A 25,662-nucleotide genomic window follows, 5' to 3' on the forward strand; every position below is an offset into this window, starting at 1 on the left:
CCGTCCCATCGACCACACAATGAAGCGAGGCAGGGAATGGTCGCCAACATTCTCGAGATGCAAAGCATCACCAAGACGTTCCCGGGCGTCAAAGCGCTGCAGGACGTGAGCCTGGCCGTCGAACGCGGCGCAGTGCACGCGATCTGTGGCGAAAACGGCGCCGGAAAGTCCACCCTTATGAAGGTGCTTTCGGGCGTCTACCCACACGGAACCTACGAGGGCGACATCGTCTTCGAGGGCGAGACCGTGAGCTTTCGCGACATCCGCGACAGCGAAAAAAGCGGCATCGTCATCATCCACCAGGAACTCGCGTTGAGCCCGTTCCTCTCGATCGCCGAGAACATCTTCCTCGGCAATGAGATCTCGCGTCGAGGGTTCATCGACTGGGATAAGACCAATTTTGAGGCGGCCAAACTTCTCGCGCGTGTCGGCCTCAGCGACGACCCGACGACGGTCATTAACGACATCGGAGTCGGCAAGCAGCAGCTCGTCGAGATTGCAAAGGCGCTCTCCAAAGAGGTAAAGATTCTGATCCTCGACGAGCCAACAGCGGCCCTCAACGATGAGGACTCCGCACACCTGCTCGACCTCATCAAGCACCTCAAGGGTCAGGGCATCACGTCGATCATCATCAGTCACAAGCTCAACGAGATCAAGGCGATCGCCGACAAGGTCACGATCATCCGTGATGGCCGCACGATCGAGACACTCGACATGCGGGCTGACGAGGTTTCGGAAAACCGCATTATTCGGGGCATGGTGGGGCGCGACCTTGAGCATCGCTACCCTGACCGCACGCCACACATCGGCGAGGAGGTGTTCCGCATCGAAGACTGGACGGTGCACCACCCGACCGAGACCGAGCGGGTTGTCATTCACGGCGCAAGCATTAACGCCCGAGCTGGGGAGGTTGTCGGTATCGCGGGGCTCATGGGCGCCGGGCGCACGGAGCTCGCGATGAGTGTGTTCGGTCGCTCGTACGGCTCGCACATCACGGGCCGCGTGTATATGCACGGCTCCGAGGTGAAGACCAAGAGTGTGTCCGACGCCATCAAGGCGGGCATCGCCTACGCGACCGAGGACCGGAAGCGCTATGGCCTGAACCTGCTCGACGACATCAAGCGGAACATCTCCGCCGCCGCCCTCGGCAAACTCGCGAAGCGCGGCTGGGTCGACGGCAATCGCGAGCACGTCGTCGCGGGCGAGTACCGCAAGAGCATGAACATCAAGGCGCCCTCGGTCGAATCGATCACGGGCAAGCTCTCGGGCGGCAATCAGCAGAAGGTCGTGCTATCGAAGTGGATGTTCTCCGACCCCGACGTGCTCATCCTGGACGAGCCAACACGAGGCATCGACGTCGGCGCTAAGTATGAGATCTACACCATCATCAACAAGCTTGCCTCAGAGGGGAAGGCGATCATCGTCATCTCCTCCGAATTGCCTGAACTTCTGGGAATCTCGGATCGCATCTATGCGCTCTCCGAGGGACACATCACGGGAGAGATGGACGTCGCCGAGGCGACCCCCGAGGCGCTCATGCAATACATGACGAAAGAGAAGGAACAGTAATGGGTGTCCTGAGTCAGTCCATCGAATTCTTGGCGGGCCGAATCCGCCAGATCGGCATCTTCCTCGCCCTCATCGTGATCGTGGTGCTGTTCCAGATCCTCACGGACGGGCGCCTGCTCACGGCGGGCAATGTGTCGAACATCATCGTGCAGAACAGCTACATCCTGATCCTCGCGATCGGGATGGTGATGATCATCATTGCGGGGCATATCGACCTCTCGGTCGGCTCGGTCGCCGCATTCGTCGGTGCTATGTCGGGCGTGATGATCCAGTCGTGGGGCATGGAATGGTGGCTTGCGATCCTCGGCTCGCTCCTCATTGGCGCCATCGTCGGCGCGTGGCAGGGGTTCTGGGTGGCCTACGTCGGCATCCCGGCGTTTATCGTGACCCTCGCTGGAATGCTCATCTTCCGCGGCCTCACGCAGATTGTGCTTGGCAACCGCCAGATCACGCCGTTTCCCACGGAGTACCGCCAGCTCGGTGGTGGCTACCTCTTTCCAGGGCTGTTCCCGGCGAGCTCGTCGCCGGCCGAGTGGATCACGGTCGGGCTCGGCGCCCTCGCGCTGCTGATGCTCATCGGTTCGCAGCTCAAGTCGCGTATCGCGCGATCGAAGACGGGTCTTGAGACCGAACCCTTCGCCTGGTTTATTGTGAAGCTCGCCTTCACGGCGACACTCGTTGTCGGGATGACGTACCTCCTCGGCATCGCGCCAGGCTCGCGCGGCACTCCGATCGTGCTCATCGTGCTCGGCATCCTCGTCGTCGTCTACACCTCGGTGATGAACCGCAGCGTCTTCGGCCGTCATATCTACGCCCGCGGTGGCAATCTTCACGCGGCCCAGCTTTCGGGCATCAAAACGCAGAAGGTCGACTTCTACCTCTTCGTCAACATGGGCGTGCTCGCGGCACTCGCCGGGATCGTCTTCACTGGCCGACTCAACTCGGCTGGGCCGGGTGCCGGCAACCTGTTCGAGCTCGACGCGATCGCCGCCTCCTTCATCGGCGGAGCGGCGGTTACCGGCGGCGTTGGCACCGTCGTCGGGGCGATCATTGGTGGCCTGATCATGGGTGTGCTCAACAACGGCATGTCCCTGCTCGGCGTCACGACCGACTACCAGCAGTTCATCAAGGGCATGGTGTTGCTGCTCGCGGTCGCCTTCGACGTCTTCAACAAGCGTCGCTCAGGCGGGCGTCGCGCCAACAAGGCATCGGTGCTCACTGAGTCGATCCGGGTCGAAGAGGCCAAGGCTGAGGCCACGAAGGCCGACAGCACAGCCGGTCCGGCAGGCACGCCCGAAAAGTAGGCGTTACCCCGCGCGATGACGCCGGTCGCCCGCACTGCGGGCGGCCGGCGTTCGTGTGTGCGGACTCCTCCGTGTGTGCGGACTACTTCGGCGCTGCCGTCGAGCCGCGCGTCACGAGGGTCGGCACGGCGTGCGCGACGGCATCCGGCTCACCCTCACTGTCGTCGAGCAGCTCGAGCAACGCGGCCATAATGTCGCTGCCGAGGCCCGCGAAATCTTGGTGCACGGTCGTGAGTGGCGGCGTGAAGAACGCCGCCTCTGGGATGTCGTCGAAGCCCACAATGCTCACATCCTCTGGAACCCGGATGCCACGCTCCCGCAGCGCGAACATCAGGCCGAGCGCCATCTGGTCGTTGCCGCTGAAGACTGCGGTGAAGCCGCCAGTGTCGGCGAGTTCGAGTCCGAGCCGGTGGCCGCTGCCCGGCGACCAGTCGCCGACGAGGGGTGCCCGCGCGAGCAGCCCGGCCCCGTCGAGTGCTGCACGCCATCCGCGGGTGCGTTCGGCGGCATCCATCGAGTGTTCCGGCCCGGCGAGGTGCACGATGTCGGTGTGGCCGAGCGCGATGAGGTGATCGGTGGCGAGGCGAGCCCCATGAAACTGGTCGATTGAGACGCTGTGGAAGCCGGGCCTGGCACTGCTGTCGACGGCGACGAGCGGCACCCCGAGGTCGAACCCCTGAATCGCGTCGAGGGCGCCGCGGTGGGCGGCGATGAGGACCATGGCCTCGATGCTCTGGGAGAGGAGCGTTTCGACGGCGGTGCGCATGGAGACCGGATCGGCTTCGAGCATGCTGGTGATGCTGATGTTGTAGCGGGCGTCGCGCGACGACTCGGTGAGAGCTTGCAGCGTCGACGATGGCCCGTAATCTGGGCTCCCAGTTGTGATGACCCCAATGGTGCGCGATCGCCGCGTGACGAGTGCGCGAGCATTCGTGCTCGGGCGGTAGCGGAGCTGGCGGATGGCGTCTTCGACCCGTTTGCGGGTCGCCGGTCGCACATTGGGAAGGTCGTTGACAACGCGGGACACCGTCTGGTGCGAAACCCCGGCGAGCCGCGCGACATCGAAGATGTTTGCGACGCGGGCCTTGTCGTCCCTCATATGCGGTGTGGGTCCCTCGGGTCAGTCACGATGTCACATCGTGTTCTTGCATTATGCCGGTGCGCACGGGTGCGCTCAGCGCGGACGCGTCGAGAGCAGGCGCTGCAGGATGATGAACAGCAGCAGCAGACCCCCGATGACAATCTTCGTCCACCAGGAGCTGAGCGTGCCCTCAAAGCTGATCATGGTCTGGATGATGCCGAGGACGAGCACCCCGAGCAGCGACCCCAGCACGAACCCGTAGCCGCCCGTGAGGAGGGTGCCGCCGATGACGACGGCGGCGATGGCGTCGAGCTCCATGCCGACGGCGGTGAGGCTGTACCCGGAGAGTGTGTAGAGGCTGAAGAGGATGCCGGTGACCCCCGAGCAGAATCCGCTGATGACGTAGACGAGCACTTTTGTGCGCACGACGGGGAGGCCCATGAGGTGCGCGGACTGCCCGCCGTCGCCGATGGCATAGACGGTGCGGCCGGTGCGGGTGAAGTGCAGCACGATAAACGCGACGATCACGACAGCGAGCGCAATGATGACGGTCGGGGTGATGCTGAGCCGATCGGCGAGCGGGATGCGTGCTTGCGCGAGCGAGACGAAAAACGGCTCGGTGATCGAGATGGAGTCGAGGCTGATGACGTAGCAGAGCCCACGCGCGAGAAACATGGCGGCGAGGGTGGCGATGAACGGTTGGATGTCGAAGTAGTGGATAACAAGTCCAACGAGCAGCCCGAGCGTCGAGGTGACGATGAGCACAACGATGATGACGGCGATGGGGTTCCATCCGTCGCGGAGCAGGCTCGCCGCGATCATGGTGGAGAGGGCGACGACGGCACCGACAGAGAGATCGATGCCTCCCGTGAGGATGACGAAGGTCATGCCGACGGCGAGCACGATCAAGAAGGCGTTGTCGATGAAGAGGTTCATGACGACCTGGCCAGAGGCAAAGCCGCGGTACCGTGCAGAACCGACGCCGAACATGGCGATGAGCAGCACGAAGGTCACAATGACCGAGGTGTAGCGCGACGACGGGATGAACCGTGCGAGGCGACCGCGCGGAGCAAACGTCTTCACGGGGGGCAGTGTTGTTGTCATGATGCGACCGCCGTTGCTGTTGTCGGGGTGGTTCTCGAGCGTCGGCGGAGCCGCTCCTGCATAGTGGGCGACTGCAGCAGGCAGACGGCGATCACGACGAGGGCCTTAAACACGAGTGTGATCTCGGGGGCAATCCCGACCGTGTACACCGTGGTCGTGAGGGTCTGGATGATGAACGCACCAACGAGGGTGCCCGTGAGCGAATACCGTCCGCCCGCGAGGGATGTCCCGCCGATGACGACGGCGAGGATGGCATCCATTTCGATCCAAAGGCCCGCGTTGTTGGCGTCGGCCGCCGTGACATTCGAGCTGATCATGAGCCCGGCGATGCCGGCGCAGAGCCCGCTGAAGATGTACACCGTCCAGGTGATGCTGCGGGCCCGCACCCCGGCGAGGCGACTCGCTACAGGGTTGATGCCCACCGATTCGATGAGCATGCCGAGCGCCGTGCGCCGCGTGAGCAGCCCAGCGACGATAAACATCGCCCCGGCGATGATGATGGAGGCGGGGAGCCCAAACCAATACCCGCCGCCGATGACCTTGTATGGCGCACTCGTGATCGTGATGATCTGCCCCTCGGTGATGAGCATCGCGATGCCCCGCCCCGCGGTCATGAGGATGAGCGTCGCGATGATGGGCTGGATGCCGAGCACTGAGACGAGAAAGCCGTTCCAGGCTCCGAGCACGAGCGAGAAGGCGAGCGCGACGCCGACAGCGGTGAGCACGGTGCCGAGGCCGCCAGGGTCTGGGGAGTCGGCGATGATCGTGCAGGCGAGTGCGCCGGCGATCGCGACGACCGCGCCAACCGAAAGGTCGATGCCCCGCGTCGCAATGACGAGCGTCATGCCGAGCGCGACGAGCAGCGTCGGAGCACCGTTGCGGAGGATGTCGACGAGACTGCCGAAGAGGTGGCCGTCGTGCACCCTGATAGAAAGAAACGAGGGTGACACGGCGACATTGAGTGCAAACAGCGCCACAAGGGTGACGATGGGCCAGAACAGCCGGCTGTGCAGAACCCGTGTCGCGACACCGGAGCGCCCGTTCATGCGCCGGCCCCGACCGTGGTGGCAACAGCATCCGCATCGTCGTCGGAGCCGCTCGCGATCAGCGTCATTATCTCGCCGACCGTGACGTCTTCATTGACGAAGTCGGCGACTTTGCGCCGGTCGCGCATCACGGCGATGCGGTGGCTGAGGCGCAATACCTCTTCGAGCTCGGCCGAGATGAAGACGACCGACATGCCCTCCTCGGCGAGATTCGCTACGAGACGCTGAATTTCGGCCTTCGCGCCGACATCGATGCCTCGCGTGGGTTCGTCGAGGATGAGGAGCCGTGGGGCGACGGCAAGCCAGCGCGCGAGCAGCACCTTCTGCTGGTTGCCGCCGCTGAGGTTGCGCACGAGTGCATCTGGGTTCGCCGGGCGGATGCCGAGTGCCGAGATGTAGCTCGCGGCAAGTTCGTCTTGTCGCTTGCGGGGGATGGGGCGGAACCACCCTCGGTCGCTTTGGAGCGCGAGCACAATGTTGTCGCGCACACTGAGGTCATCGATGATGCCCTCGTGCTTGCGGTCTTCAGACGAGTAGGCGATGCGGTGCGAGAGGCCGGCGCGCGGGGTTCTCAGCCGGCGCAGCCTACCGGCGATGCGCATGGTGCCGGACTCGGCACGGTCGGCGCCGGCGAGCAGCCGCGCGAGTTCGGTGCGACCAGAGCCGAGAAGGCCGGCGAGGCCGACCACCTCGCCGCGCTGCACACTCAGCGTCGTCGGTTCGATCGACCCCTTGCGGCCGAGGTCGGCGATCTCAATGTACGGCTCGGCGGTCGGGGCATCCGGATCGATCACCGATTTCGTGCGCGTCTCGAGCTTTTCGAGCAGCTCGATGTCTTTGCCGATCATCTTGTGGACGAGCTCGATGCGCAGGATCTCGTCGGTGCGGTATTCGCCGACGAGCGCGCCATTGCGCAGCACCGTGAGCCGGTCGGCGATCTCGTAGACCTGGTCAAGAAAGTGGCTCACGAACAAGATCGCGACCCCGGACTCTTTAAGGCGACGGATGATGCGAAAGAGTTCGGCCACCTCATCGGCGTCGAGACTCGACGTCGGCTCGTCGAGGATGAGGACTTTGGCGTTGATGTCGATAGCTCGCGCGATGGCGACGAGCTGCTGCACCGCAAGGGAGTGGGAGCTGAGGGCGGATGCCGGGTCGATGTCGAGGCTGAGCCCCGCGAGCACGTCGGCCGCTCGCCGGTGCGTCGCCCTCCAATCGATGAGACCGAAGCGGCGGAGCTCGCGGCCCAGCATGATGTTTTCGCCAACCGACAGGTTCGAGAGGAGATTCACCTCTTGATAGACCGTGCTGATGCCGGCATCCTGTGCCTGGGCCGGCCCCGAAACGGTGAGAGGGCTGCCGTCGAGCGCGATGGTGCCGGAGTCGATCGAGTAGACGCCAGTGAGCGCCTTGATGAGGGTCGACTTGCCGGCCCCGTTCTCGCCCATAAGCGAGTGGACTTCGCCGGGGAACATGCGAAAGTTCACCGCGTCGAGCGCTTTCACCCCCGGAAAGGCGATGGAGATGTTCTTCATCTCGACCATCGGGGTGGCGTGCGGCTCGCTCATGGATCTCCTCATTGAGAACGTGCGGTGGGGGATGCGCCCGGCCTACGACGGCCGGGCGCATCCGGGTGTGGTGCCTGGTGCCTAGTACTGACGGTCTGGCAGGGCTTCGATCGCCTGCTCCTGCGTGAACGTCGTTTCTTCGGTGACGATGCGGGCCTCGACCTCTTCGCCGGCCACGACCTTCTCGACGATCTCGACGAGCTGTGCCCCGAGGAGGGGCGAGCACTCGACGATGAAGTTGATCTTGCCATCGGCGAGCGCCTGCATGCCGTCTTTTACCGCATCGACCGTGACGATCTTGATGTCGACGCCCGGCACCAGCCCGGCGGCTTCGATCGCCTCGATCGCGCCGAGACCCATGTCATCGTTGTGGGCGTAAACAAGATCGATGTCGGGGTTCGACTTGAGGAACGCCTCCATGACCTGCTTGCCGCCAGCGCGGGTGAAGTCGCCGGTCTGCGTTGCGATGATCTCGAACTTCGGGTCGGTGACGACGGCGCGGAACCCTTCGGCCCGGTCATTCGCTGGGGCGGCACCCGTCGTGCCCTGCAGCTCGACGATATTCACCTGATCTGCATCGGCGAACTCTGTGTTGACCCACTCGCCGGCCCGCTCGCCCTCGAGCACGAAGTCGGAGCCGAGGAATGACACGTAGAGCGACTCATCCTCTGAATCGACCGCGCGGTCGGTGAGCACGACGGGGATGCCGGCGTCTTTCGCCTCCTTCAGCACGGTGTCCCAGCCAGACTCAACGACGGGTGAGAATGCGATCACGTCGACCTGCTGCTGGATGAAGCTGCGAATCGCCTTGATCTGGTTCTCCTGTTTCTGCTGGGCGTCAGAGAACTTGAGTTCGATGCCGGCCTCTTCGAAGGCGGCCTTGATGTCGATCGTGTTGGCGGTGCGCCATCCGCTCTCTGCGCCGACCTGGGAGAAGCCGACGACGATGTCGCCATCGCCGCCATCGCTACCACCAGTGGTGCCGTCGCCAGCGCAACCGGTGAGTGCGAGGAGTATGGCGGCGGTCGCGGCCACACCCGTGAATTTCTTGATCAACCTAAACTCCTTTGTTCAGTGATCCCGCGTTGCCGTGATGGTGCGGGCGACATCCGGGCTCCAGTGCGTTCTGGATGACCAGAATGTTAGCGCTCACAACTTGCACGAGGCAACGGTCAAATATTACGGTACGGTAACGACGCCGTTCCACGCGCTGGTATGCAGCGTCAGGCCGTCCACGCGGTCAGAATTGCGTCACTGTCGAAATGTGAGGGTTCTCAATGCCCGATGCGGTTGTACTGTGACCACAGCGTCTGTGAGTCCACGCGCGAACGACACTGAAAGCATCGAATGCCCAACGCACACCTCACCATCGACCCGCACTTCACCGTAGGCGCCATCAACCGGCGGCTCTTCGGCGGATTCGTCGAGCACCTCGGCCGTCACATCTACGACGGCATCTATGAGCCGGGCCATCCCGAGGCCGACGACGAGGGCTTTCGCAACGACGTCATCGCGCTCATGCGGGAACTCGGCGTGAGCACCATCCGCTATCCGGGAGGCAACTTCGTTTCAGGGTTCAAATGGGAGGACAGCGTCGGCCCCAAAGCGGAGCGCCCCCGGCGCCTCGATCTCGCCTGGCACTCAACCGAAACCAACGAGGTCGGGCTGCACGAGTTCGCATCGTGGCTGCGCAAGGTCGACAGCGAGCTCATGCTCGCAGTGAATCTGGGCACGAGGGGCACCGCCGAAGCGCTCGACCTGCTCGAGTACGCCAACCACAAGGGCGGCACGGCGCTCTCGCAGCGGCGAATCGACAACGGAGCGCCCGACGCGTTCGGCGTGCGGATGTGGTGCCTCGGCAACGAGATGGACGGACCGTGGCAGCTGGGCCACCGCAGTGCCGATGACTACGGCACGCTCGCCTCGCAGACCGCGAAGGCGATGCGGCAGCTCGACCCGAATCTCGAACTCGTCGTCTGCGGATCGTCGAGCGCCCAGATGCCGACCTTCGGTGAGTGGGAGCGCATCGTGCTCGGCCACACCTACGACGATGTCGACTACATCTCGTGCCACGCATACTACGAGGAGCGCGGTGGCGACCTGGCCAGCTTTCTTGCGAGCTCCGTGAACATGGACCACTTCATCGAGTCCGTCATCGCAACGGCCGACCACGTCAAGGCGGTCAAGAAAAGTTCGAAGACCATCAACATCTCATTCGACGAGTGGAACATCTGGTACATCGATCGCTATCACGCTGACGACAAGGTCACGGATGTCGACGACTGGCCCATCGCGCCACGACTGCTCGAGGATGCCTATTCGGTGGTCGATGCTGTCGTGTTTGGCAGCCTCCTGATCTCGCTGCTCAAGCACGCCGACCGCGTGACATCCGCCTCGCTTGCCCAGCTCGTCAACGTGATCGCCCCGATCATGACAGAGCCGGGAGGCCCCGCATGGCGGCAGACGACCTTCTTTCCGTTCGCCCTCACCTCCAAGCTCGCGCAGGGGGTCGTTCTCGCCCCGAAGCTCGAGTCCGACACGTACACGACAAAGGAGTACGGCGCGGTGCCGCTGGTCGATACCGTGGCGACCCACGATGAGGCGACAGGGCGCTCGGCCGTGTTCCTCGTGAATCGCTCGCAAGACGAGGTTGCAACGGTCACGATCGACGGTGCCGCGCTCGGCGCCCTCACGATCGAATCGGCTCAGACGCTGACAGACGACGACATTCGTGCGCGCAACACCCTCGCCGACCCAGACCGTGTCGGGCTTGTCGATAACGACACAGCGGTGCTCAACGGCGCGACCATCACCATCACGCTCCCACCCGTCTCCTGGACGGCAATCGCACTCGGCTAACCGGCAATCGCGCGCCGTGCCGCGCCGCGCCGCGCCGCGCCGCGCGCGCCGGCTCGCGCCGGCTCGATGGATGACCCGTTTTCGGCGGGATGAGTTTGCCACGGCAGTGTCATCCCGCCGAAAACACCTCATTCGCTCGGGATGGTGGGTTTGGTGGGCTTCGGGGGCGTCGTGGTTGCGCGGGCGCGGCGAGCGGGCGAAAACTGGGGCTAGGTTTACCGGTAAACCATAGGTAAGTGCAGGCGCGCGAGTCGACGGGGCCAGCACCCCACGAATGACCCACTTTCGGCGGAATGAACGCGCCGCGGCGGCCTCATCCCGCCGAAAGCGCGTCATTCGCTCAGGCTGATGCCGCGGCATCCCGTGCCCGCGCATACCGCGACCGGATCTCGGGGCGATAGTCGCTTGGGAGCTCGCGTGAAATCGCGAGGGGCCACGTCGGTCGCACCCCCGTGAGCGCCCAGGCGGCCTGCCTGGCCATGCCGTCCGCGACATACTCGCCCGGCGTCGGCACCGTGATGGGCTGACCGAAGACCTGTGCGGCGATCGCCTGCACGCCTGGGTTGCCCGCCGCACCGCCGATCAGCAGCACCCGCTCGGCCGGCACGCCCAGGGCCAGCACCGCATCGAGACCTTCGGCGAGGCCACACAGCATGCCCTCGATGGCGGCGCGCGCGAGACCCGCCCGCGTCGTCGTCGCCAACGTCAGCCCGCTCAGCGTTGCCGTCGCCGACGGCAGGTTGGGCGTGCGCTCGCCCTCGAACCACGGCACGAGCACGGGGGCCGGCTCGTTGGTGCTGAGGGCCAGGCGGCCGAGCTCCGCGTGGTCGACGTCGAGCAGTGAGGCAATCGCATCGAGAACCCTGGCCGCATTGAGCGTCGCCACGAGGGGGAGAAAGTTGCCGGTGGCATCGGCAAAGCCGGCGACGGTGCCAGTGGGGTCGACGACCGGTGTGGGGGAGACGGCAAAGACCGTGCCGCTCGTGCCGATCGAGACGATGATGTCGCCGGGTGTGGCGTCGAGCCCGAGCGCTGCCGCGGCGTTGTCGCCCGCCCCCGCGCCCACCACGAGCCCTGGCGGCGTGTGCACACCCCCGCCACCCTCCACCTCGCTCGCCTGCGGAAATTCAGGAGAACCTCCCGCCATCGGCCGAGATTCGTGCGGTTCGAGCACGGTCGGCAGCGTGATTCCTGAATTTCCGAGGGCGAGGGCGAGCAGTTCGCGGTCGTATTCGCCCGTCGCGGGGTTGAAATAGCCCGTGCCGCTCGCGTCGGAGCGGTCGGTGACGAGCTCGTCGAGCTGAGGATTGTCTGGCCCGAAGCCGCGCAAACGCCACGTGAGCCAATCGTGCGGCAGCGCGACCGCGGCGACCCTGGCGACGTTCGAGGGCTCGGCGTCACGCAGCCACCGCAGTTTAGTCGAGGTGAACGACGCGACGGGCACGCTGCCGGTGCGCGCCGCGATCTCGGCGTCACCGAGTTCGGCGCGCAGGGCGAGGGCAGCGTCGGCACTCCGGGTGTCGTTCCAGAGCAGGGCGGGCCGGATGACGCGACCGTCGGCATCCAGCGCGACAAGCCCGTGCTGCTGCCCTCCGATCGAGATGGCCGCGACATCGTCGAGTCCGCCGGCGGCCGTGATCGCCTGGCGCAGTGCGAGCCACCACGCCTCAGGGTCGACCTCGGTGCCCTCCGGATGCGGCGCGCGACCGTAGCGCGCGAGGGCGCCGGTCGCGGCATCCCTGATGACGACCTTGCAGCTTTGGGTCGACGAGTCGACTCCGGCGACGAAGGGCATTGTGGTCTCCATGTCTCTCCGCTGTGCGAGTCCGTATTGGGGAGCGTCCGGTGGTCTGCCGCGGCACGCCGTCGGCGCAGACGCGCCTCTGGGCTGCGGCTGCCGCCCTGGGGGGGGGGGGGGGCCCGGGCGAANTTGTGGTCTCCATGTCTCTCCGCTGTGCGAGTCCGTATTGGGGAGCGTCCGGTGGTCTGCCGCGGCACGCCGTCGGCGCAGACGCGCCTCTGGGCTGCGGCTGCCGCCCTGCGCGAGGCTAGCGCCTCGCGCCCAGAAGGTGCTCGGTCGCGAGCTGTTGCAACCGCACGAATCCGAAGCCTTTGGCGTTGAAGTAGGCGTCGGTGTCGAAGTCTTCGTAGGCGGCGCGATCGGCGATGAGGTCGTCATAGCTCTCGCCCTCGCTGAGGGTGGTCTGCGCGAGTTCGCTGACGCGGGCGGCGGCGAGGGCCTCCTGCACCTCCGGGTCGGCGCGGAACGCGGCTGCCCGCTCTTTGAGCAGCAGGTAGGTCTGCATGTTCGCGGCGGCCGAATCCCAGACCCCCGTCTCGTCTTCGGTGCGCGAGGGCTTGTAGTCGAAGTGGCGTGGGCCGTCGTAGGCCTGACCGCCGCCGGGGCCGCCGTTTTCGAGCAGGTCGACGAGCGCGAACGCGTTGTGCAGGTCGCCGTGCCCGAACACGAGGTCCTGATCGTATTTGATGCCGCGCTGCCCGTTGAGGTCGATGTGGAAGAGCTTGCCGCAGTCGAGCGCCTGTGCGATGCCGGCGGCGAAGTTGAGCCCGGCCATCTGCTCGTGCCCGACCTCGGGGTTGATGCCGACGAGCTCAGGTCGGTCGAGCGTGTTGATGAACGCGATGGCGTGACCGAGGGTGGGCAGCAGGATGTCGCCGCGGGGCTCGTTGGGCTTCGGCTCGATTGCGAAGCGGATGTCGTAGCCCTTGTCGGTCACGTAGTCGCCGAGCAGGTTGACGGCTTCGCGGTAGCGCTCGAGGGCGCCGCGGATGTCTTTGGCGGAGTCGTATTCGGCACCTTCACGGCCGCCCCACATGACGAAGGTTTTGGCACCGAGCTCGGCGGCGAGGTCGATGTTGCGGATGACTTTGCGCAGCGCGAAGCGGCGAACGGCGCGGTCGTTGGAGGTGAATCCGCCGTCTTTGAAGACGGGGGCGGAGAAGAGGTTGGTGGTGACCATGGGCACGATGAGGCCCGTGTCGGCGAGCGCCTGGGTGAGGCGGTCGATCTGGGTCTGGCGCTCGGCATCCGTTGAGCCGAAGGCGAAGAGGTCGTCGTCGTGGAAGGTGAGGCCGTATGCCCCGAGTTCGGCGAGTTTTTCGACGGCGTGGACGACGTCGAGGGGGGCGCGGGTTGGCCCTCCGAACGGGTCGGCCCCGTTGTATCCGACGGTCCAGAGGCCGAAGGAGAATTTGTCTGCTGGGGTGGGCGTGAGTGCCATGATGCTCCTGCTTCGACGGGGTCGAGGTTTCGACGCTGAACTAAATGTTGCTTATAACAACATATAGCACCCTGGGTGCTCGCGAAAGGGGTCGCGCAGCGCCTCGCCGGCGGAGACCCGCGCTAAAACTTTCGGGGTTTCAATCGAAAGTCGTCTAGCCTCGTCCCATGTCAGCACCATCCTCCGCTCCGTCAACGACCCCGCGGGTCACCCTGTCCGATCTTGCGCACGAAGCCGGCGTCTCCCTCGCAACAGCCTCAAAAGTGCTCAACGGACGACCGGATGTCGCTGCCGCAACCAGAGAGCGCGTCGAGGCGCTCCTCGAGCGCAACGGCTATCAGCGACGGGTCGCGACGGCGGCACGGTCGCGGCTCATCGAGCTCGTCTTTCACGAGCTGGAGAGTGCCTGGTCGATGGAACTCATCCGCGGCGTCGAAGACGTCGCCTCGAGCCACGGCATGAGTGTCGTGCTCACCGAGAGTGGCACGCGCCACGCCCCCGGCCCCGAGTGGCTTGAGGGCGTGCTGAGCCGTCGCCCGGTCGGCGTTGTGCTCGTGTTCTCTGATCTGCCTGAGCAGTTCCGCTCGGCACTCGCGGCCCGCAGCATCCCGTTCGTCATCGTCGACCCTGCCGGCGACCCATCGCCCGACGTGCCGGCCGTCGGTTCGGCCAACTGGGCGGGCGGGCTCGCTGCCGTGCGCCACCTCATCGAGCTTGGGCATAAGCGCATCGCGGCCATCACCGGGCCAGAAGACATGATGTGTTCGCTGGCTCGCATCGACGGCTACCGTTCGGCGATGAATGCCGCCGGGCTGCCCATTCGGGAGGAGTGGATCCGGTTCGGCGACTTTCACCTCACGGGCGGCGCGCACCATGCCGCCGAACTGCTCGCACTCGATGACCCACCCACCGCGATTTTTGCTGGCAGCGATTTGCAGGCGCTCGGGGTGCTTGAGACGGCGCGTTCGCTCGGGCTCCGCATCCCCGACGATCTTTCGGTCGTCGGCTATGACGACATTCCGCTCGCCAACTGGGTGAGCCCACGGCTGACAACCGTGAACCAGCCCCTCAAAGAGATGGGGCGTGAGGCGGCTCGGCTCGCCATCAGGCTCAGTGAGGGGCCGCTCGCGAGCACACCGCGCATGGATCTCTCGACGAGTCTTGTCGTGCGCGAGAGCACCGCGCCGCCCCGGCCCGAGACCCGCCGCCGAGGTCGTGCTGGCTGACGGAGCTGCCCGCTGACGCAGCTGCGACGGCAGGCCCTACCCGCGCGAAACCGTGACGCGCGGATGCAGCGCCCTCGTGTGGTCGACGACAACGGTCGGCCCGGTGAGCTCCACCCTGGAGACGTGCGGGATGTCGCCGCTGGAGTGCCCGAAGCCGAGGTCGATGCTGCCCGGCTCGACAATGCGTTCACCGTTTCGCCCCGTGAAGGATGCGAGTGCCGCCGGCACCTCGAAGTGCACTTCGGCGCGCTCTCCGGCCGCGAGCTCAAGCCTGGCGAAGCCGATGAGCCGCTGCACGGGCCGCACGACGCTCGCGACGGGGTCGTGCAGGTAGAGTTGCACGATTTCTGCGCCCCCGCGGGTGCCGGTGTTCGTGACGGTGATCGAGGCCGTGACGGTGCCGTCGGTGGCGACCGTGCCGCTCGTGGCAGCGCCGGGGTGCCATTCGAAGGTCGTGTAGCCGAGGCCGTGGCCGAACGGAAACGCCGGCGTCGGGTCGATGGTTGAGACGCCGCTGCTGCGGGCGAGCGGTGAGGCGAGATAGGTGCTCGGCTGGGCCCCCGGATGCGCGGGGACGCTCACGGGGAGCCTCCCGCTGGGGTTCACCCGTCCGCTCATGACGCCGGCGATCGCACCGGTGCCCTCCTCGCCGGCGAAAAAGGTCTGCACGATCGCCGCCGCATCATCGACCGCGCGACCGAGCGCATACGGACGGCCGGCGAGCAGCGTGACAATGGCGGGGGTTCCGCTGCCGAGCACGGCGTCGAGCAGCAGGTGCTGCGCGCCCGGCAGCTCGAGGGAGTGCGCGTCGCAGCCCTCGCCACTCGTGCCGCGGCCGAAGAGCCCGGCGCGGTCGCCGAGCGCGAGCACCGCGACATCCGCTGCCCGTGCGGCCGCGACGGCGGCGTCGATCCCGTCGGTGTCGCCGCCGTCGATGCTCGTGCCGAGCACATACTCGATGTGGGCGTCAGGGAACTCGGCGCGAAGCGACTCGAGGAGCGTCGGCAGCTCGATGCCGACCGGCACCCCAGGATGCAGCGCCCCCACGTGACTCGGAAACGAATAGCACCCCAGCACGGCAGAGGGGTCATCAGCGTTCGGGCCGATCACCGCGATCCGCGTGGGGGCCGCCAGCGGGAGCGTGCCGTCATTGCGCAGCAACACGATGGCGCGTTCGGCAAGATCGCGGGCGAGCTCGCGGTTCGCGGCAGAATCCAGTTCGATGCTCGCGCGCAGACCCGTGAGGTCATCGAGGTCTGCCGTGGCGAGTGCGGGTGGCACGGGCGACCAGTCGGCGTCGAGGAGCCCCAGCTCGACCTTCTGCAGAAGCACGCGGCGGAGGGCACGATCGACGATGGCCTCGTCGGCACGGCCCGCGCGGATTGCCTCGGCGAGGGGAGCCCCGAACGCCTTCACGGTCGGCAGCTCGACGTCGATGCCGGCGTCGAGGGCTGCGACCGCGGCATCCGCCCAGGTCTCGGCGGTGCCGTGGAGCAGTTTGAGAAAGCCGACGGCGAAGTAGTCGGCGACGACGGTGCCCTCAAAGCCCCAGGTGTCGCGAAGGAGCTCGGTGAGCAGGCTGCGATCGGCGGCAGACGGGATGCCGTCGAGGTCGGTGTAGGCGTTCATGACGCTCCGTACTCCGCTCTCCCTGATCGCCATTTCGAAGGGCGGCAGCAGCACATCGGCGACCTCGCGTGCCCCGACCGAGACGGGGGCAAGATTGCGCCCGGCGCGCGACGCGGAGTAGCCGACGAAGTGCTTGAGCGTGGCGACAATGCCGGCCGATTCGAGCCCCTGCACATACGCGGTCGCGATCGAGCCGACGAGGTAGGGGTCTTCGCCGATGGTTTCTTCGACCCGGCCCCACCTGGCATCGCGCACGACGTCGAGCACGGGGGCGAGGCCCTGGTGCACCCCGACCGAGCGCAGGTCATCGCCGATGCGCCTGGCCATGCGTCGCACGAGCTCGGGGTCGAAGCTGGCGCCCCACGAGAGCGGCACGGGGTAGGCGGTTGCACCCCACGCGGCGAACCCGGCGAGGCACTCCTCGTGGGCGACAGCCGGGATGCCGAAGCGGCTGCTCGCGACGATGCGCTCCTGGGTGCGCAGGAGTGAGAGCGCCCCGAGTGCCGGGTCGACGGGGGCGGTGCCGAATGGTCTCGTGAGCTGCCCGAGGCCGAGGGGGAGCAGCTCGTCGAGGTTGACGGTGTCGGTCATGTCGTGTTGGTGCGGGGCGACCTCGCCTCCCTCGTCTGATGCGCCCACCCACACGCCATAGAGCTGGGCGATCTTCTCTTCGAGGGTCATCTCGGCCATGAGGGCGGCGACCCTCGCAGTGGGCTCGACGCTCGCATCGCGCCACAGGGGCAGGGTGCTGACTTCGTTGGTCACTGGTGGACTATCCCTTCACGGCGCCGCTGAGGCCGCCGACGATCCGCTTCTCCGCGAGGAGGAAGAAGGCGAGTGCCGGCACCATCGAGAGCGAGGTGTATGCGAGCACCGCGCCGGTGTCGGACGAATATTGGGTGGAGTACTGCTGCACGCCGAGCGGCAGAGTCCACAGATCCTGTGGCATCCCGCCGGCGGCAAGGATGAGCAGCGGCAGCAGGTAGGCGTTCCAGCTGTTGATGAAGGCGAGCACGCCGACGGTCACGAGCCCTGGGCCGGAGAGGGGCAGCATGATGCGCCAGAAGAAGCCGATGCGGCTCGTTCCGTCGATTGCCGCAGCCTCTTCGAGTTCTGCCGGAATCGCCCGGAGAAACGGCACCAGGATGATGATGGTTGTCGGCAGCGCGAACGCGATCTGGGGAATGATGAGGCCGAGAAAGCTGCCGTGCAGCCCGAGGTCACGCAGCAGCACGCTGAGGGGGAGTGCCGCGACCGTGACGGGAAACATGAGCCCGGCCGCGAAGAGGGCGTAGAGCCCGCCGCGGCCCTTGAAGTTGTAGCGCGCGATCGCGAAGGCCGCCATAACTCCGAGCACCACAACCCCCGCCGTGGTGCCGAGGCCGACGATCGATGACGAGAAGACCGATCCCCAGAAGCGGGTCGATGTGAGCACCCGGATGTAGCTGTCGAGGGTCCACGGATCTGGCCAGCCCGCGGGGTTGGCGTTGATGTCCGGTGTCGTGCGGAAGCCGCCGATCCACACGTAGACGACGGGCGCGATCGCGGCGAGGATCACGATGAACGCGACGAGGTACACCCACACCTGCGACCAGGTGAGGGGCTTGCGACGCCGCGTCGCTGCTGCGCCGGTGCCGCGGGGCATGGTGGCGGTGACGGCCATCAGCGCACCCCTCCCGTGATAGAGCCGGCGAGGTCGCGACGCATCGCGAAGCGCTGGTAGACGAGGGCAATCGCGAGCGAGACGACAAAGAGAATGACGGCGATGGCGCTGCCGTAGCCGGTTTGCCCTTGCCCGTACTGGACCATGTAGACCGCCATGGTGTTGGTGGCCCCGACGGGCCCGCCCTTGGTGGTGACCCACACCATGTCAAAGAGCTGGAGCGAGCCGATCATCGAGAGAAAGACCCAGATGCGGATGGTCGGGCCGAGCAGCGGCAGGGTGATGCGCCACTGGGTCTGCCACCAGCTCGCGCCGTCGATCGCGGCCGCTTCGTGGAGTTCTGCCGGCACCCCCTGCAGCCCGGCGAGCATGAGGAGGATGGCGAAGCCGAGGTACTTCCAGGTCAGGATGCTAAACATCACCCAGAGCGCAATGTCGGGGTCTGCGAGCCAGGGTTGGGCGAGTGCCCCGAGGCCGATGGCGTCGAGCAGCGCATTGACGCCACCGTTTGGCGCCAACAGGAGTTGCCACGAGAGGCCGGCGATGACTTCGGCGAGCACGTAGGGCACAAAGATGAGGGCTCGGATGACGGTGCGCCCGCGGAGCCGTCGGTTGAGGAGCAGCGCGACAGCGATGGCGAGCGGCCCCTGCACGAGAATCGAGGCGATGACGATCGTCGCGTTGTTGGTGATCGCTTTGATGAAGAGCGGGTCGGCGAAGGCGCGCTCGTAGTTGTCGAATCCGATGAAGCGCTCGAGGGGGCCGAGTCCGTTCCAGTTGTAGAGGCTGTAGATGGCGGCCAGCACGACGGGCAAGATCACGAACATCAAGAACACGATGAGCGCCGGCCCGACGAAGAGCGCGATTTCGAGTCGCCGCCTGGTGTCGCCGGATCGAGACGTGGAGCGTTTCGGGGCTCCTGGCCCGGTTGCGAGCTGTGGCGGAGCGTGAGTTGTGGTCATTCGCCTGTCCGTTGAAGGGTCTGGCGGTGCCCGCGTCCGTTGCCGCGGGCACCGCCAGACGGGAGGGTCACTGCGATGCGGCGGTGTCTTCGAGTGCCGAGACGATGTCCTCTGGCGTGCCTGTGCCGCCGAAGACGTTGACCACGGCTTGGTTCAGCGGTGTTCCGAAGGCCGGGCCGAGCGCGCTGTCGAGCCAGAGCTGCACATAGGTCGCTTCGGCGAGGCCGTCAGCGATCGCGGCGAGGTTCGGATCGGTGAGTGCATCGGCAGCACCAGGATGCGTGGGGATGCCGGCGCCGGTCTCCGCGAATCGCCGCTGCACATCCTCACTCATGATGTACTGCAGCAGCTCGACGGCCTCGTCGGGTGCATCGGTGTGCACGCCGAAGCCGTCGCCTCCGCCCATGGCAATGCCGGGGTCACCGTCGGTGCCCTCAACGGTCGGGAACGGGAACCAGCCGAGCCATTCCGGGACCTCACCGTCGGCGGTGAGGGCTCCGATCGTGCCGGAGTTCCAGGGGCCCATGAATTCCATTGCCGCCTGGCCGTTGGCGATGAGCCCGTTCGAGCTGTTCGCGCCGGTCTGCGCTGGCGTGGCGAGGAACCCCTCGTTGAACGGCTCGGTGGCAAGGAACTCTTCGAGCAGTTCGCCCGCTTCGATCCAGCACGGGTCGGAGAAGTCGAGCGCCGGGATTGCGGTCTCGAGCGTCTCGGTCGAGCAGGCGCTGATGGCGAACTGATACCACCAGTGCCCGGCCGGCCAGAGATCGCCGGCGCCGACGGCGATGGGGTCGACTCCGGTGTCTTTCAGTGCGGCGACCGCGTCGTTGAGTTCGTCAAGGGTCTCTGGGGTGCCCTCGATGCCAGCAGCCTCGAAGTGCTCTTTGTTGTACCAAATCCCGGTGATGCCGAAGGTGTACGGCAGCGCATACTGCACGCCGTCGACTTCCCACGGCGTCACCGCATTGCCGAGCTCGTCGATCGTGTCTGCGGCGACATCGCTGAGGTCTTTCAGGTGTCCGGCTTCGGCCTGGGAGCGAACCTCGCCGCCTGGCCAGACCATGAAGACGTCGGGAGCGTCGCCCGACTGGAGGGCGTTGGGGATGAGGGTGCGCTGGAGGTCTTCGTTCTGGTAGCCGGTGACCTCGACGGTCACACCGGGGTTGGCTTCTTCGAACTCTGCGGCGACGTCGACCCACAGGCTCTGCAGCGGGTCTGAGGTGGCGTTGTGCCACCAGGTGATGGTGGTGTTGCCGTCGCTGTCCCCGTCGCCAGAACTGCAGGCGACGAGGCCGAGTGCGAGGGCGGAGACCGCGGCGGCAGCGGTGACCCGCGCTGTGCGGGATTTGTTCATCATTGAACACCTCTCGAAAGTTTCGACGTGTTTGTCGAAAGTGATTGGGATGTCTGGATACTACGCAGTCGAGGATTTGAGGTCAATAGCAACAAATTCACGATCTGGATGCGATGAGGCAGATCGTGAGCGACGCATCCGATAGCGTGCTGTCACCATGACACCCCGCCCACGCGCCGCCAGTCTCGACGATGTTCGACGTCACAACCTCGGCCGCATCATCGAGATCGTCCACCGCGTCGGGCCGGTGTCGCGGTCGGATCTCACCCGACTCACCGCCCTCAACCGCTCGACCATCTCGGCCCTGGTCGCTGAACTCGTGGCGGTCGGCCTTGTGTCTGAGTCGGTGCCGGTCGGAGATAGGCGAGTCGGAAGGCCGTCTCCCATCGTGTCGGCCGGGCCGTCAGCGCTCGCCTTCGCGGTGCATCCGGAGCTCGACTCCGTCACCGTCGGGCTCGTGCAGCTCAGCGGCCACGTCATCGAGCGTGTGCGCATCTCGCTCGACGAGGTGCCATCGGTCGACACCGCCGTGGCGCTCGCCGCCGGGGTCATCGCCCGCCTCGCGGCCGACCACGGGGCCACGCAGTCTGCCGGGGTTGGGGTGGCGGTTCCAGGACTCGTTCGCGCGGCCGACGGAGTGGTGCGCCTCGCGCCACACCTCGGCTGGATCGACGCCCCGTTCGCCTCCAAGCTCGCCGAAGCGACGGGACTCCCCGTGGCGGTGGCCAACGATGCAACGCTCGGTGCGCGGGCCGAGCGCACCTTCGGCGCAGGCCGCGGTGTCGATGATCTCGTGTATCTCAACGGCGGCGCGAGCGGCATCGGTGGCGGCATTGTGCTCGGGGGCCGCACGCTCTCGGGGGCGAGCGGCTACGCCGGCGAATTTGGTCACACCTTCAGCACGGATGCCGGCGATGCTCTCGAAGACGTCGTCAACCGGGCGGCGCTCACGGCAGCGCTCGGCGTTGCGGCACCGAGCGATGCCGAGCTGGAGCGTGCGCTCGCCGAATCAGACGATCCGGAGGTGCAGCGACTCGTCGAACACCAGGTCCGCACGCTCGGTCGCGGCCTTGCGGGCACCATCAACATCTTGAATCCGTCAGAAGTGGTGTTGGGCGGGTTCTTGGGCGTCATTTTCGACCGCCGCCGCGAGGTGCTCTTGGCGGCGGTGCGTGAGCGAGCGCTCGACCCCTCGCTTGCGGATGTTCGCATCACGCGTGCCGCGCTCGGCCCCGATCTCCTCATGATCGGGGCGGCCGAACTCGCGTTCGACCGCGTCATCGCGGCACCGCTCAGCGCGCTGCAGGCGATCGACTGACTCCCGGTGGGCTCACGGTCTCGGCTTAACGCCCCGGCGTGGGGGCGCTCCCACACCGGCCGATCGGAAGAGTAGAGTCCAAGGCATGATCTCCGGCACCCCCGACTACCGCGACCACGGCCTCGAATTTCCCAAAGACTTCGTCTTCGGATCTGCGACAGCGTCGTACCAAATCGAAGGGGCCCACGACGAAGACGGACGTGAGCCGTCCATCTGGGACACCTTCAGTCGCGAACCCGGTCGCGTGCTCCACGGCCATACCGGTGATGTTGCCGACGACCACTACCACCGCCTCGACCAAGACCTCGACCTCATGAAGCGGCTCGGCCTCGAGTCATACCGCTTCTCCGTCGCGTGGCCCCGCATCGTGCCACCCGGGAGTGGAGCGGTGAACGCGAAGGGGGTGGCGTTCTACTCGCGGCTCGTCGATGGGCTCCTGGCCCGCGGCATCCGGCCCATCGCCACCCTCTATCACTGGGACCTGCCGCAGCCGCTCGAAGACCTCGGCGGCTGGACCTCGCGCGACACCGCCCACCGCTTTGCCGACTACGCCGAATCGATCGGCTCCGCACTCGGCGACCGTGTCTCGGCATGGACGACCCTCAACGAGCCGTGGTGCTCCGCCTACCTCGGCTACGGCTCGGGCGCACACGCGCCCGGTGTCACGAGCGGCCGGGCTGCTCTCACCGCCGTGCACCACCTCAACCTCGCCCACGGTCTCGGCGTGCAGGCGCTGCGATCGGTCGTCACCAACGATGCGCAATACTCGGCGACCCTCAACTTCCACGTGCTGCGACCAGGCGACGACCGTGCCGACGATGCCATGCGACGCATCGATGCGCTCGCCAATCGCGCGTTCACCGGCCCGATGCTCCGCGGCGAATACCCGGCCGACCTGCTCGACGACACCGCGAAGGTCACCGACTGGCAGTTCGTGCGTCCAGGTGACCTCGAACAGATCACGCAGCCGCTCGACTTTCTCGGCGTCAACTACTACTCCACCGCGACAGTGCGCACCTGGGACGGCCGCCGACCCCGCCAGACCGCCGACGGCCACAAGAGTGCCGGCGGAACACCCTGGCCCGGCAGTGAGATTGTCGAATTCGTCGAGCAAGCGGGACCCTACACCGAGATGGGGTGGAACATCGCGCCAGACGGCCTCGAAGAGCTCTTGGTGTCGCTGCACGAACAGTTTCCCGCCCTGCCGCTCATGGTGACCGAAAATGGGGCCGCGTTCGCCGACGAGGTCGTCGACGGCGCAGTGCACGACGACCGCCGCATCGACTATCTGCAGCGGCATTTCACGGCCGCCCACCGCGCCATGCAGCGCGGTGTCGACCTCCGCGGCTATCAAGTCTGGTCACTCATGGACAACTTCGAATGGGCCTACGGCTACACGAAGCGGTTCGGCATCGTGCACGTCGACTACGACACCCTCGAGCGCACCATCAAAGATTCTGGCCACTGGTATTCCAGGCTCATCGAGTCGCGAAGCATCCCGGCCGGTCCGCTCTCACCCCGGTAGACGCGGGCCAGGTGCGCGCCGCGGCCCGGCAACCCGGTTGACGGCAACCTCTGGAACCGCTGGATGCGCGGGCGTGCGGCGCAGCATACGGTCGACGGATGGAAACTCGCACCGCCCGCAAGGTCACCCGCCGCTGGCCACTCATCAGTGCGGTGATCGCCATCGGGTTGGCGGCCGCGCTCGGCGGGCTCATCGCCCTCCGAGCCGGCAACTCGCCACTCGAATCCGACGCCGAGTGGCTCGAGGACATCCTCGACGAGCGCGCCGCGTGGCTCGACACCCCGGCGCTCCTGCTCGATTGGCTCGGCGGGGGAATCGTCGGCGTCGTGGCTGTTCCGCTCCTGATCATCGCCGTCCTCTGCGTGCTCCGCCGCTTCTGGGCCGCGCTGTACTTCACGATCGCCTCCGTCGTGAGTGCCGGGCTCGTGCAACTGCTCAAGGGCACCTTCGAGCGCCCGCGCCCGCTCGAAATGATGGTGATGTCCGATGCGGGATCCTTTCCCTCCGGCCACGTCGCCAACGCGGCAACCATCGCGGTGACCATCGGCATCATCGTTTCGCGCGTATGGGTGTGGGCGGCGGGCGTCGCCTACACGATTCTCATGCTGCTCAGTCGCACCTACCTCGGCGTGCACTGGCTCACCGACACCATCGGCGGCGCACTCCTCGGCGCTGGTGTCGCGGTGCTCGTGTGGGCCCCGTTTGCGATCACCATCGAACGCGAACGACATCGTCTGCGCGGCGATCACCCCCGAATGGGCGTCAATGGTTAGTCTTCTCCCATGTCGGCCGAAGTCCCCATCCAGCGTGCGACGCGCAAAGACGAACTCGTCCAGGTCGCCCTCACGGTGCTCGAACGTGACGGCTTCGCGCATCTCAGCATCGGCGAGGTCGCCAGGCTTGCGGGAATCAAGCCACCGTCGCTCTACAAACAGTTCGCGAGCAAAGCCGACATCGAGGTGCAGCTCATCGCGTTCGGCCACGAGGTGCTCGCCGACGAGTTCGAGCGACCATACGCCGAGGGGCTCGACCAGGCGCAGCTCGACTATCGCGAACGAGTCGAGGTCACCTTGGCGAGCGTGCGCCGATTCGCTCACGAGCATCCGCAGCTCTACCTGCTCATGAACAGCAGGCCGTTCCCCACGCAGGAGCTCGGCGCCGAGCTGCAACAGCGCGCCGGCGCACGGCTCCTTGAACTCATCCCCGACCGCGCCTACGCCTCGACCGTCTGGGCTTGGGCACACGGCATCCTCAGCCTCGAGCTCGTCGGCCGATTGCCACACCTCGGCGACCCGGAGGCACCGTGGCGCGAACTCCTCGAAGTGGTCGTCGCTCGCGGCGCGACCCGCTAGGGCTTGCGGATGCCGCGGATGGCAACGACCGCGCCGACGATGGCGAACACGCCGATCGCGAGCAGAGCGGTGAGCCAGTCCGTTCCCGTCGAGGTGCCGAGCGCAAGGCTTCGTGCGGCGTCGACCGCGTAGGTCATCGGGTTGACCGTCGCGACTGCCTGCAGCCAGGTGGGCAGGCTCTCGACCGTCACGAACGCGCTCGACGCGAACATGAGCGGGAACATGATGATCATGCCGAGCGACTGCATCCCCTCGGCATCGCGGATGACGGTGCCGAGGCCGAGAAAGAGCCAGCCGAGCCCCCAGCCGAGCGCGAGCGCAAGCAGTGAGGCGAGCACCATACCGGCGATTCCGCCGTCAGGACTGTAGTCAAAAACGAGGGCAGCAACAACCGTCATGAGCGCCAACTGCACGGCGCCGCGAGCGAGGTCGGAGAAGCTTCGCGCGACCAGCACTGTGCCCATCTGGATCGGCATCGCGCGGAACCGCGCGATCACCCCGTTGTTGAGATCCTGAGTGAGGCCGACGCCGGTCTGCAGTGCCGACATCATTCCCGTGTTCACAAGGATGGCCGGGATGAGGTAGTCGATATACGAGACGCCCTCGGGCAGCGCGCTGGTGTCGATCATGCTGCCGAACACCTGACTGAACAGGATGAGCATGATCAGTGGCTGCACGACGCCAAACACAATGGTTTGCGGATTGCCAATGAGGGTTCGCAGAGAGCGAGCGGTGAGGACCCGAATCTGGGTCCAGGTGCTGCTGCCGTTCCAACCGCGACGGTGTGGCGCGGCGCCGCCCGAAGACGGTGTGGGAGTGGTCGCGGCTGTGCTGCTGGTGTTTGTGGTCATGGTTGCCTC

General features: G+C 66.2%; 20 protein-coding genes. 8 read left to right on the plus strand and 12 right to left on the minus strand.

Annotation, left to right across the window (positions count from 1 at the left end):
* The first annotated feature begins 36 nt into the window (after positions 1 to 36).
* Together mmsA and mmsB are read left to right on the plus strand one after the other, a co-directional pair.
* Complete coding sequence (mmsA, locus tag ACY48M_RS00305; protein WP_462818252.1) at positions 37 to 1,569, plus strand: multiple monosaccharide ABC transporter ATP-binding protein; 1,533 nt, start codon at positions 37 to 39, stop codon at positions 1,567 to 1,569.
* A complete protein-coding gene (gene mmsB / locus ACY48M_RS00310) occupies positions 1,569 to 2,873 on the plus strand; it encodes a multiple monosaccharide ABC transporter permease (protein ID WP_462818253.1) in 1,305 nt (434 codons plus the stop codon). The genes mmsA and mmsB overlap by 1 nt, the downstream gene beginning before the upstream one ends.
* Before the next feature lie 82 nt (positions 2,874 to 2,955).
* On the opposite strand, the gene ACY48M_RS00315 is transcribed toward mmsB, so the two are convergent.
* The 5 genes from ACY48M_RS00315 to ACY48M_RS00335 form a co-directional block, all read right to left on the minus strand.
* Positions 2,956 to 3,972 (minus strand): LacI family DNA-binding transcriptional regulator, encoded by a 1,017-nt coding sequence (locus ACY48M_RS00315; protein ID WP_462818254.1) that lies wholly within the window; start codon positions 3,970 to 3,972, stop codon positions 2,956 to 2,958.
* Between the two features lie 75 nt (positions 3,973 to 4,047).
* Positions 4,048 to 5,058, minus strand: coding sequence for a galactofuranose ABC transporter, permease protein YjfF (yjfF, locus tag ACY48M_RS00320; protein WP_462818255.1), 1,011 nt, complete (start codon positions 5,056 to 5,058; stop codon positions 4,048 to 4,050).
* Complete coding sequence (locus ACY48M_RS00325) at positions 5,055 to 6,104, minus strand: ABC transporter permease (protein WP_462818256.1); 1,050 nt, start codon at positions 6,102 to 6,104, stop codon at positions 5,055 to 5,057. Before ACY48M_RS00325 ends, yjfF begins: the two co-directional genes overlap by 4 nt.
* On the minus strand, positions 6,101 to 7,672 hold the full coding sequence (locus ACY48M_RS00330; RefSeq protein ID WP_462818257.1) for a sugar ABC transporter ATP-binding protein: 1,572 nt from the start codon (positions 7,670 to 7,672) through the stop codon (positions 6,101 to 6,103). Before ACY48M_RS00330 ends, ACY48M_RS00325 begins: the two co-directional genes overlap by 4 nt.
* A gap of 81 nt (positions 7,673 to 7,753) precedes the next feature.
* A complete protein-coding gene (locus tag ACY48M_RS00335) occupies positions 7,754 to 8,725 on the minus strand; it encodes an ABC transporter substrate-binding protein (protein ID WP_462819222.1) in 972 nt (323 codons plus the stop codon).
* Between the two features lie 294 nt (positions 8,726 to 9,019).
* On the opposite strand from ACY48M_RS00335, the gene arfA reads away from it, so the two are divergent.
* The gene (gene arfA, locus ACY48M_RS00340) at positions 9,020 to 10,531 is read left to right on the plus strand and encodes an arabinosylfuranosidase ArfA (protein ID WP_462818258.1); all 1,512 of its coding nucleotides are present in this window, start codon (positions 9,020 to 9,022) and stop codon (positions 10,529 to 10,531) included.
* A gap of 340 nt (positions 10,532 to 10,871) precedes the next feature.
* On the opposite strand, the gene ACY48M_RS00345 is transcribed toward arfA, so the two are convergent.
* Positions 10,872 to 12,326 carry a xylulokinase gene (locus ACY48M_RS00345; protein ID WP_462819223.1) on the minus strand — a complete coding sequence of 485 codons (1,455 nt, stop codon included), beginning with the start codon at positions 12,324 to 12,326 and terminating at the stop codon, positions 10,872 to 10,874.
* 253 nt (positions 12,327 to 12,579) lie between these two features.
* The gene (gene xylA / locus ACY48M_RS00350; protein ID WP_462818259.1) at positions 12,580 to 13,773 is read right to left on the minus strand and encodes a xylose isomerase; all 1,194 of its coding nucleotides are present in this window, start codon (positions 13,771 to 13,773) and stop codon (positions 12,580 to 12,582) included.
* Positions 13,774 to 13,940: 167 nt separating this feature from the next.
* On the opposite strand from xylA, the gene ACY48M_RS00355 reads away from it, so the two are divergent.
* On the plus strand, positions 13,941 to 14,999 hold the full coding sequence (locus ACY48M_RS00355) for a LacI family DNA-binding transcriptional regulator (RefSeq protein ID WP_462818260.1): 1,059 nt from the start codon (positions 13,941 to 13,943) through the stop codon (positions 14,997 to 14,999).
* A gap of 36 nt (positions 15,000 to 15,035) precedes the next feature.
* Here the strand turns inward: ACY48M_RS00355 and ACY48M_RS00360 are convergent, their stop codons facing one another.
* The 4 genes from ACY48M_RS00360 to ACY48M_RS00375 form a co-directional block, all read right to left on the minus strand.
* Positions 15,036 to 17,393, minus strand: coding sequence for a beta-xylosidase/alpha-l-arabinosidase (locus ACY48M_RS00360; protein WP_462818261.1), 2,358 nt, complete (start codon positions 17,391 to 17,393; stop codon positions 15,036 to 15,038).
* 7 nt (positions 17,394 to 17,400) lie between these two features.
* Positions 17,401 to 18,291, minus strand: a complete 891-nt coding sequence (locus ACY48M_RS00365; RefSeq protein ID WP_462818262.1) for a carbohydrate ABC transporter permease — start codon at positions 18,289 to 18,291, stop codon at positions 17,401 to 17,403.
* Entirely contained in the window at positions 18,291 to 19,253 is a 963-nt protein-coding gene (locus tag ACY48M_RS00370) for a carbohydrate ABC transporter permease (protein WP_462818263.1), read from the minus strand. The genes ACY48M_RS00365 and ACY48M_RS00370 overlap by 1 nt, the downstream gene beginning before the upstream one ends.
* A 67-nt stretch (positions 19,254 to 19,320) precedes the next feature.
* Complete coding sequence (locus ACY48M_RS00375) at positions 19,321 to 20,610, minus strand: extracellular solute-binding protein (RefSeq protein WP_462818264.1); 1,290 nt, start codon at positions 20,608 to 20,610, stop codon at positions 19,321 to 19,323.
* Between the two features lie 154 nt (positions 20,611 to 20,764).
* On the opposite strand from ACY48M_RS00375, the gene ACY48M_RS00380 reads away from it, so the two are divergent.
* From ACY48M_RS00380 to ACY48M_RS00395, 4 genes are all read left to right on the plus strand, one after another.
* Positions 20,765 to 21,925, plus strand: coding sequence for an ROK family transcriptional regulator (locus tag ACY48M_RS00380; protein WP_462818265.1), 1,161 nt, complete (start codon positions 20,765 to 20,767; stop codon positions 21,923 to 21,925).
* A gap of 85 nt (positions 21,926 to 22,010) precedes the next feature.
* Positions 22,011 to 23,450, plus strand: coding sequence for a GH1 family beta-glucosidase (locus ACY48M_RS00385; protein WP_462818266.1), 1,440 nt, complete (start codon positions 22,011 to 22,013; stop codon positions 23,448 to 23,450).
* A 98-nt stretch (positions 23,451 to 23,548) separates the two neighbouring features.
* On the plus strand, positions 23,549 to 24,223 hold the full coding sequence (locus tag ACY48M_RS00390; protein WP_462818267.1) for a phosphatase PAP2 family protein: 675 nt from the start codon (positions 23,549 to 23,551) through the stop codon (positions 24,221 to 24,223).
* Positions 24,224 to 24,232: 9 nt separating this feature from the next.
* The gene (locus tag ACY48M_RS00395) at positions 24,233 to 24,802 is read left to right on the plus strand and encodes a TetR/AcrR family transcriptional regulator (RefSeq protein ID WP_462818268.1); all 570 of its coding nucleotides are present in this window, start codon (positions 24,233 to 24,235) and stop codon (positions 24,800 to 24,802) included.
* Here ACY48M_RS00395 and ACY48M_RS00400 read toward each other — a convergent pair.
* Positions 24,799 to 25,653, minus strand: coding sequence for an ABC transporter permease (locus ACY48M_RS00400; RefSeq protein WP_462818269.1), 855 nt, complete (start codon positions 25,651 to 25,653; stop codon positions 24,799 to 24,801). The genes ACY48M_RS00395 and ACY48M_RS00400 overlap by 4 nt on opposite strands.
* Between the last annotated feature and the right edge of the window lie 9 nt (positions 25,654 to 25,662).

Source organism: Homoserinimonas flava (genome assembly GCF_054969005.1).

What these genes read in the sequence shown, in the direction of transcription:
- ACY48M_RS00380 (WP_462818265.1), top strand. Translation starts at nt 20,765, where the DNA reads ATGACACCCCGCCCACGCGCCGCCAGTCTCGACGATGTTCGACGTCAC.
- yjfF (WP_462818255.1), bottom strand. Translation starts at nt 5,058, where the DNA reads ATGACAACAACACTGCCCCCCGTGAAGACGTTTGCTCCGCGCGGTCGC.
- ACY48M_RS00375 (WP_462818264.1), bottom strand. Translation starts at nt 20,610, where the DNA reads ATGATGAACAAATCCCGCACAGCGCGGGTCACCGCTGCCGCCGCGGTC.
- mmsB (WP_462818253.1), top strand. Translation starts at nt 1,569, where the DNA reads ATGGGTGTCCTGAGTCAGTCCATCGAATTCTTGGCGGGCCGAATCCGC.
- xylA (WP_462818259.1), bottom strand. Translation starts at nt 13,773, where the DNA reads ATGGCACTCACGCCCACCCCAGCAGACAAATTCTCCTTCGGCCTCTGG.
- ACY48M_RS00370 (WP_462818263.1), bottom strand. Translation starts at nt 19,253, where the DNA reads ATGACCACAACTCACGCTCCGCCACAGCTCGCAACCGGGCCAGGAGCC.
- ACY48M_RS00365 (WP_462818262.1), bottom strand. Translation starts at nt 18,291, where the DNA reads ATGGCCGTCACCGCCACCATGCCCCGCGGCACCGGCGCAGCAGCGACG.
- ACY48M_RS00315 (WP_462818254.1), bottom strand. Translation starts at nt 3,972, where the DNA reads ATGAGGGACGACAAGGCCCGCGTCGCAAACATCTTCGATGTCGCGCGG.
- ACY48M_RS00325 (WP_462818256.1), bottom strand. Translation starts at nt 6,104, where the DNA reads ATGAACGGGCGCTCCGGTGTCGCGACACGGGTTCTGCACAGCCGGCTG.
- ACY48M_RS00385 (WP_462818266.1), top strand. Translation starts at nt 22,011, where the DNA reads ATGATCTCCGGCACCCCCGACTACCGCGACCACGGCCTCGAATTTCCC.
- ACY48M_RS00395 (WP_462818268.1), top strand. Translation starts at nt 24,233, where the DNA reads ATGTCGGCCGAAGTCCCCATCCAGCGTGCGACGCGCAAAGACGAACTC.
- ACY48M_RS00345 (WP_462819223.1), bottom strand. Translation starts at nt 12,326, where the DNA reads ATGCCCTTCGTCGCCGGAGTCGACTCGTCGACCCAAAGCTGCAAGGTC.
- ACY48M_RS00355 (WP_462818260.1), top strand. Translation starts at nt 13,941, where the DNA reads ATGTCAGCACCATCCTCCGCTCCGTCAACGACCCCGCGGGTCACCCTG.
- ACY48M_RS00330 (WP_462818257.1), bottom strand. Translation starts at nt 7,672, where the DNA reads ATGAGCGAGCCGCACGCCACCCCGATGGTCGAGATGAAGAACATCTCC.
- mmsA (WP_462818252.1), top strand. Translation starts at nt 37, where the DNA reads ATGGTCGCCAACATTCTCGAGATGCAAAGCATCACCAAGACGTTCCCG.
- ACY48M_RS00400 (WP_462818269.1), bottom strand. Translation starts at nt 25,653, where the DNA reads ATGACCACAAACACCAGCAGCACAGCCGCGACCACTCCCACACCGTCT.
- ACY48M_RS00390 (WP_462818267.1), top strand. Translation starts at nt 23,549, where the DNA reads ATGGAAACTCGCACCGCCCGCAAGGTCACCCGCCGCTGGCCACTCATC.
- arfA (WP_462818258.1), top strand. Translation starts at nt 9,020, where the DNA reads ATGCCCAACGCACACCTCACCATCGACCCGCACTTCACCGTAGGCGCC.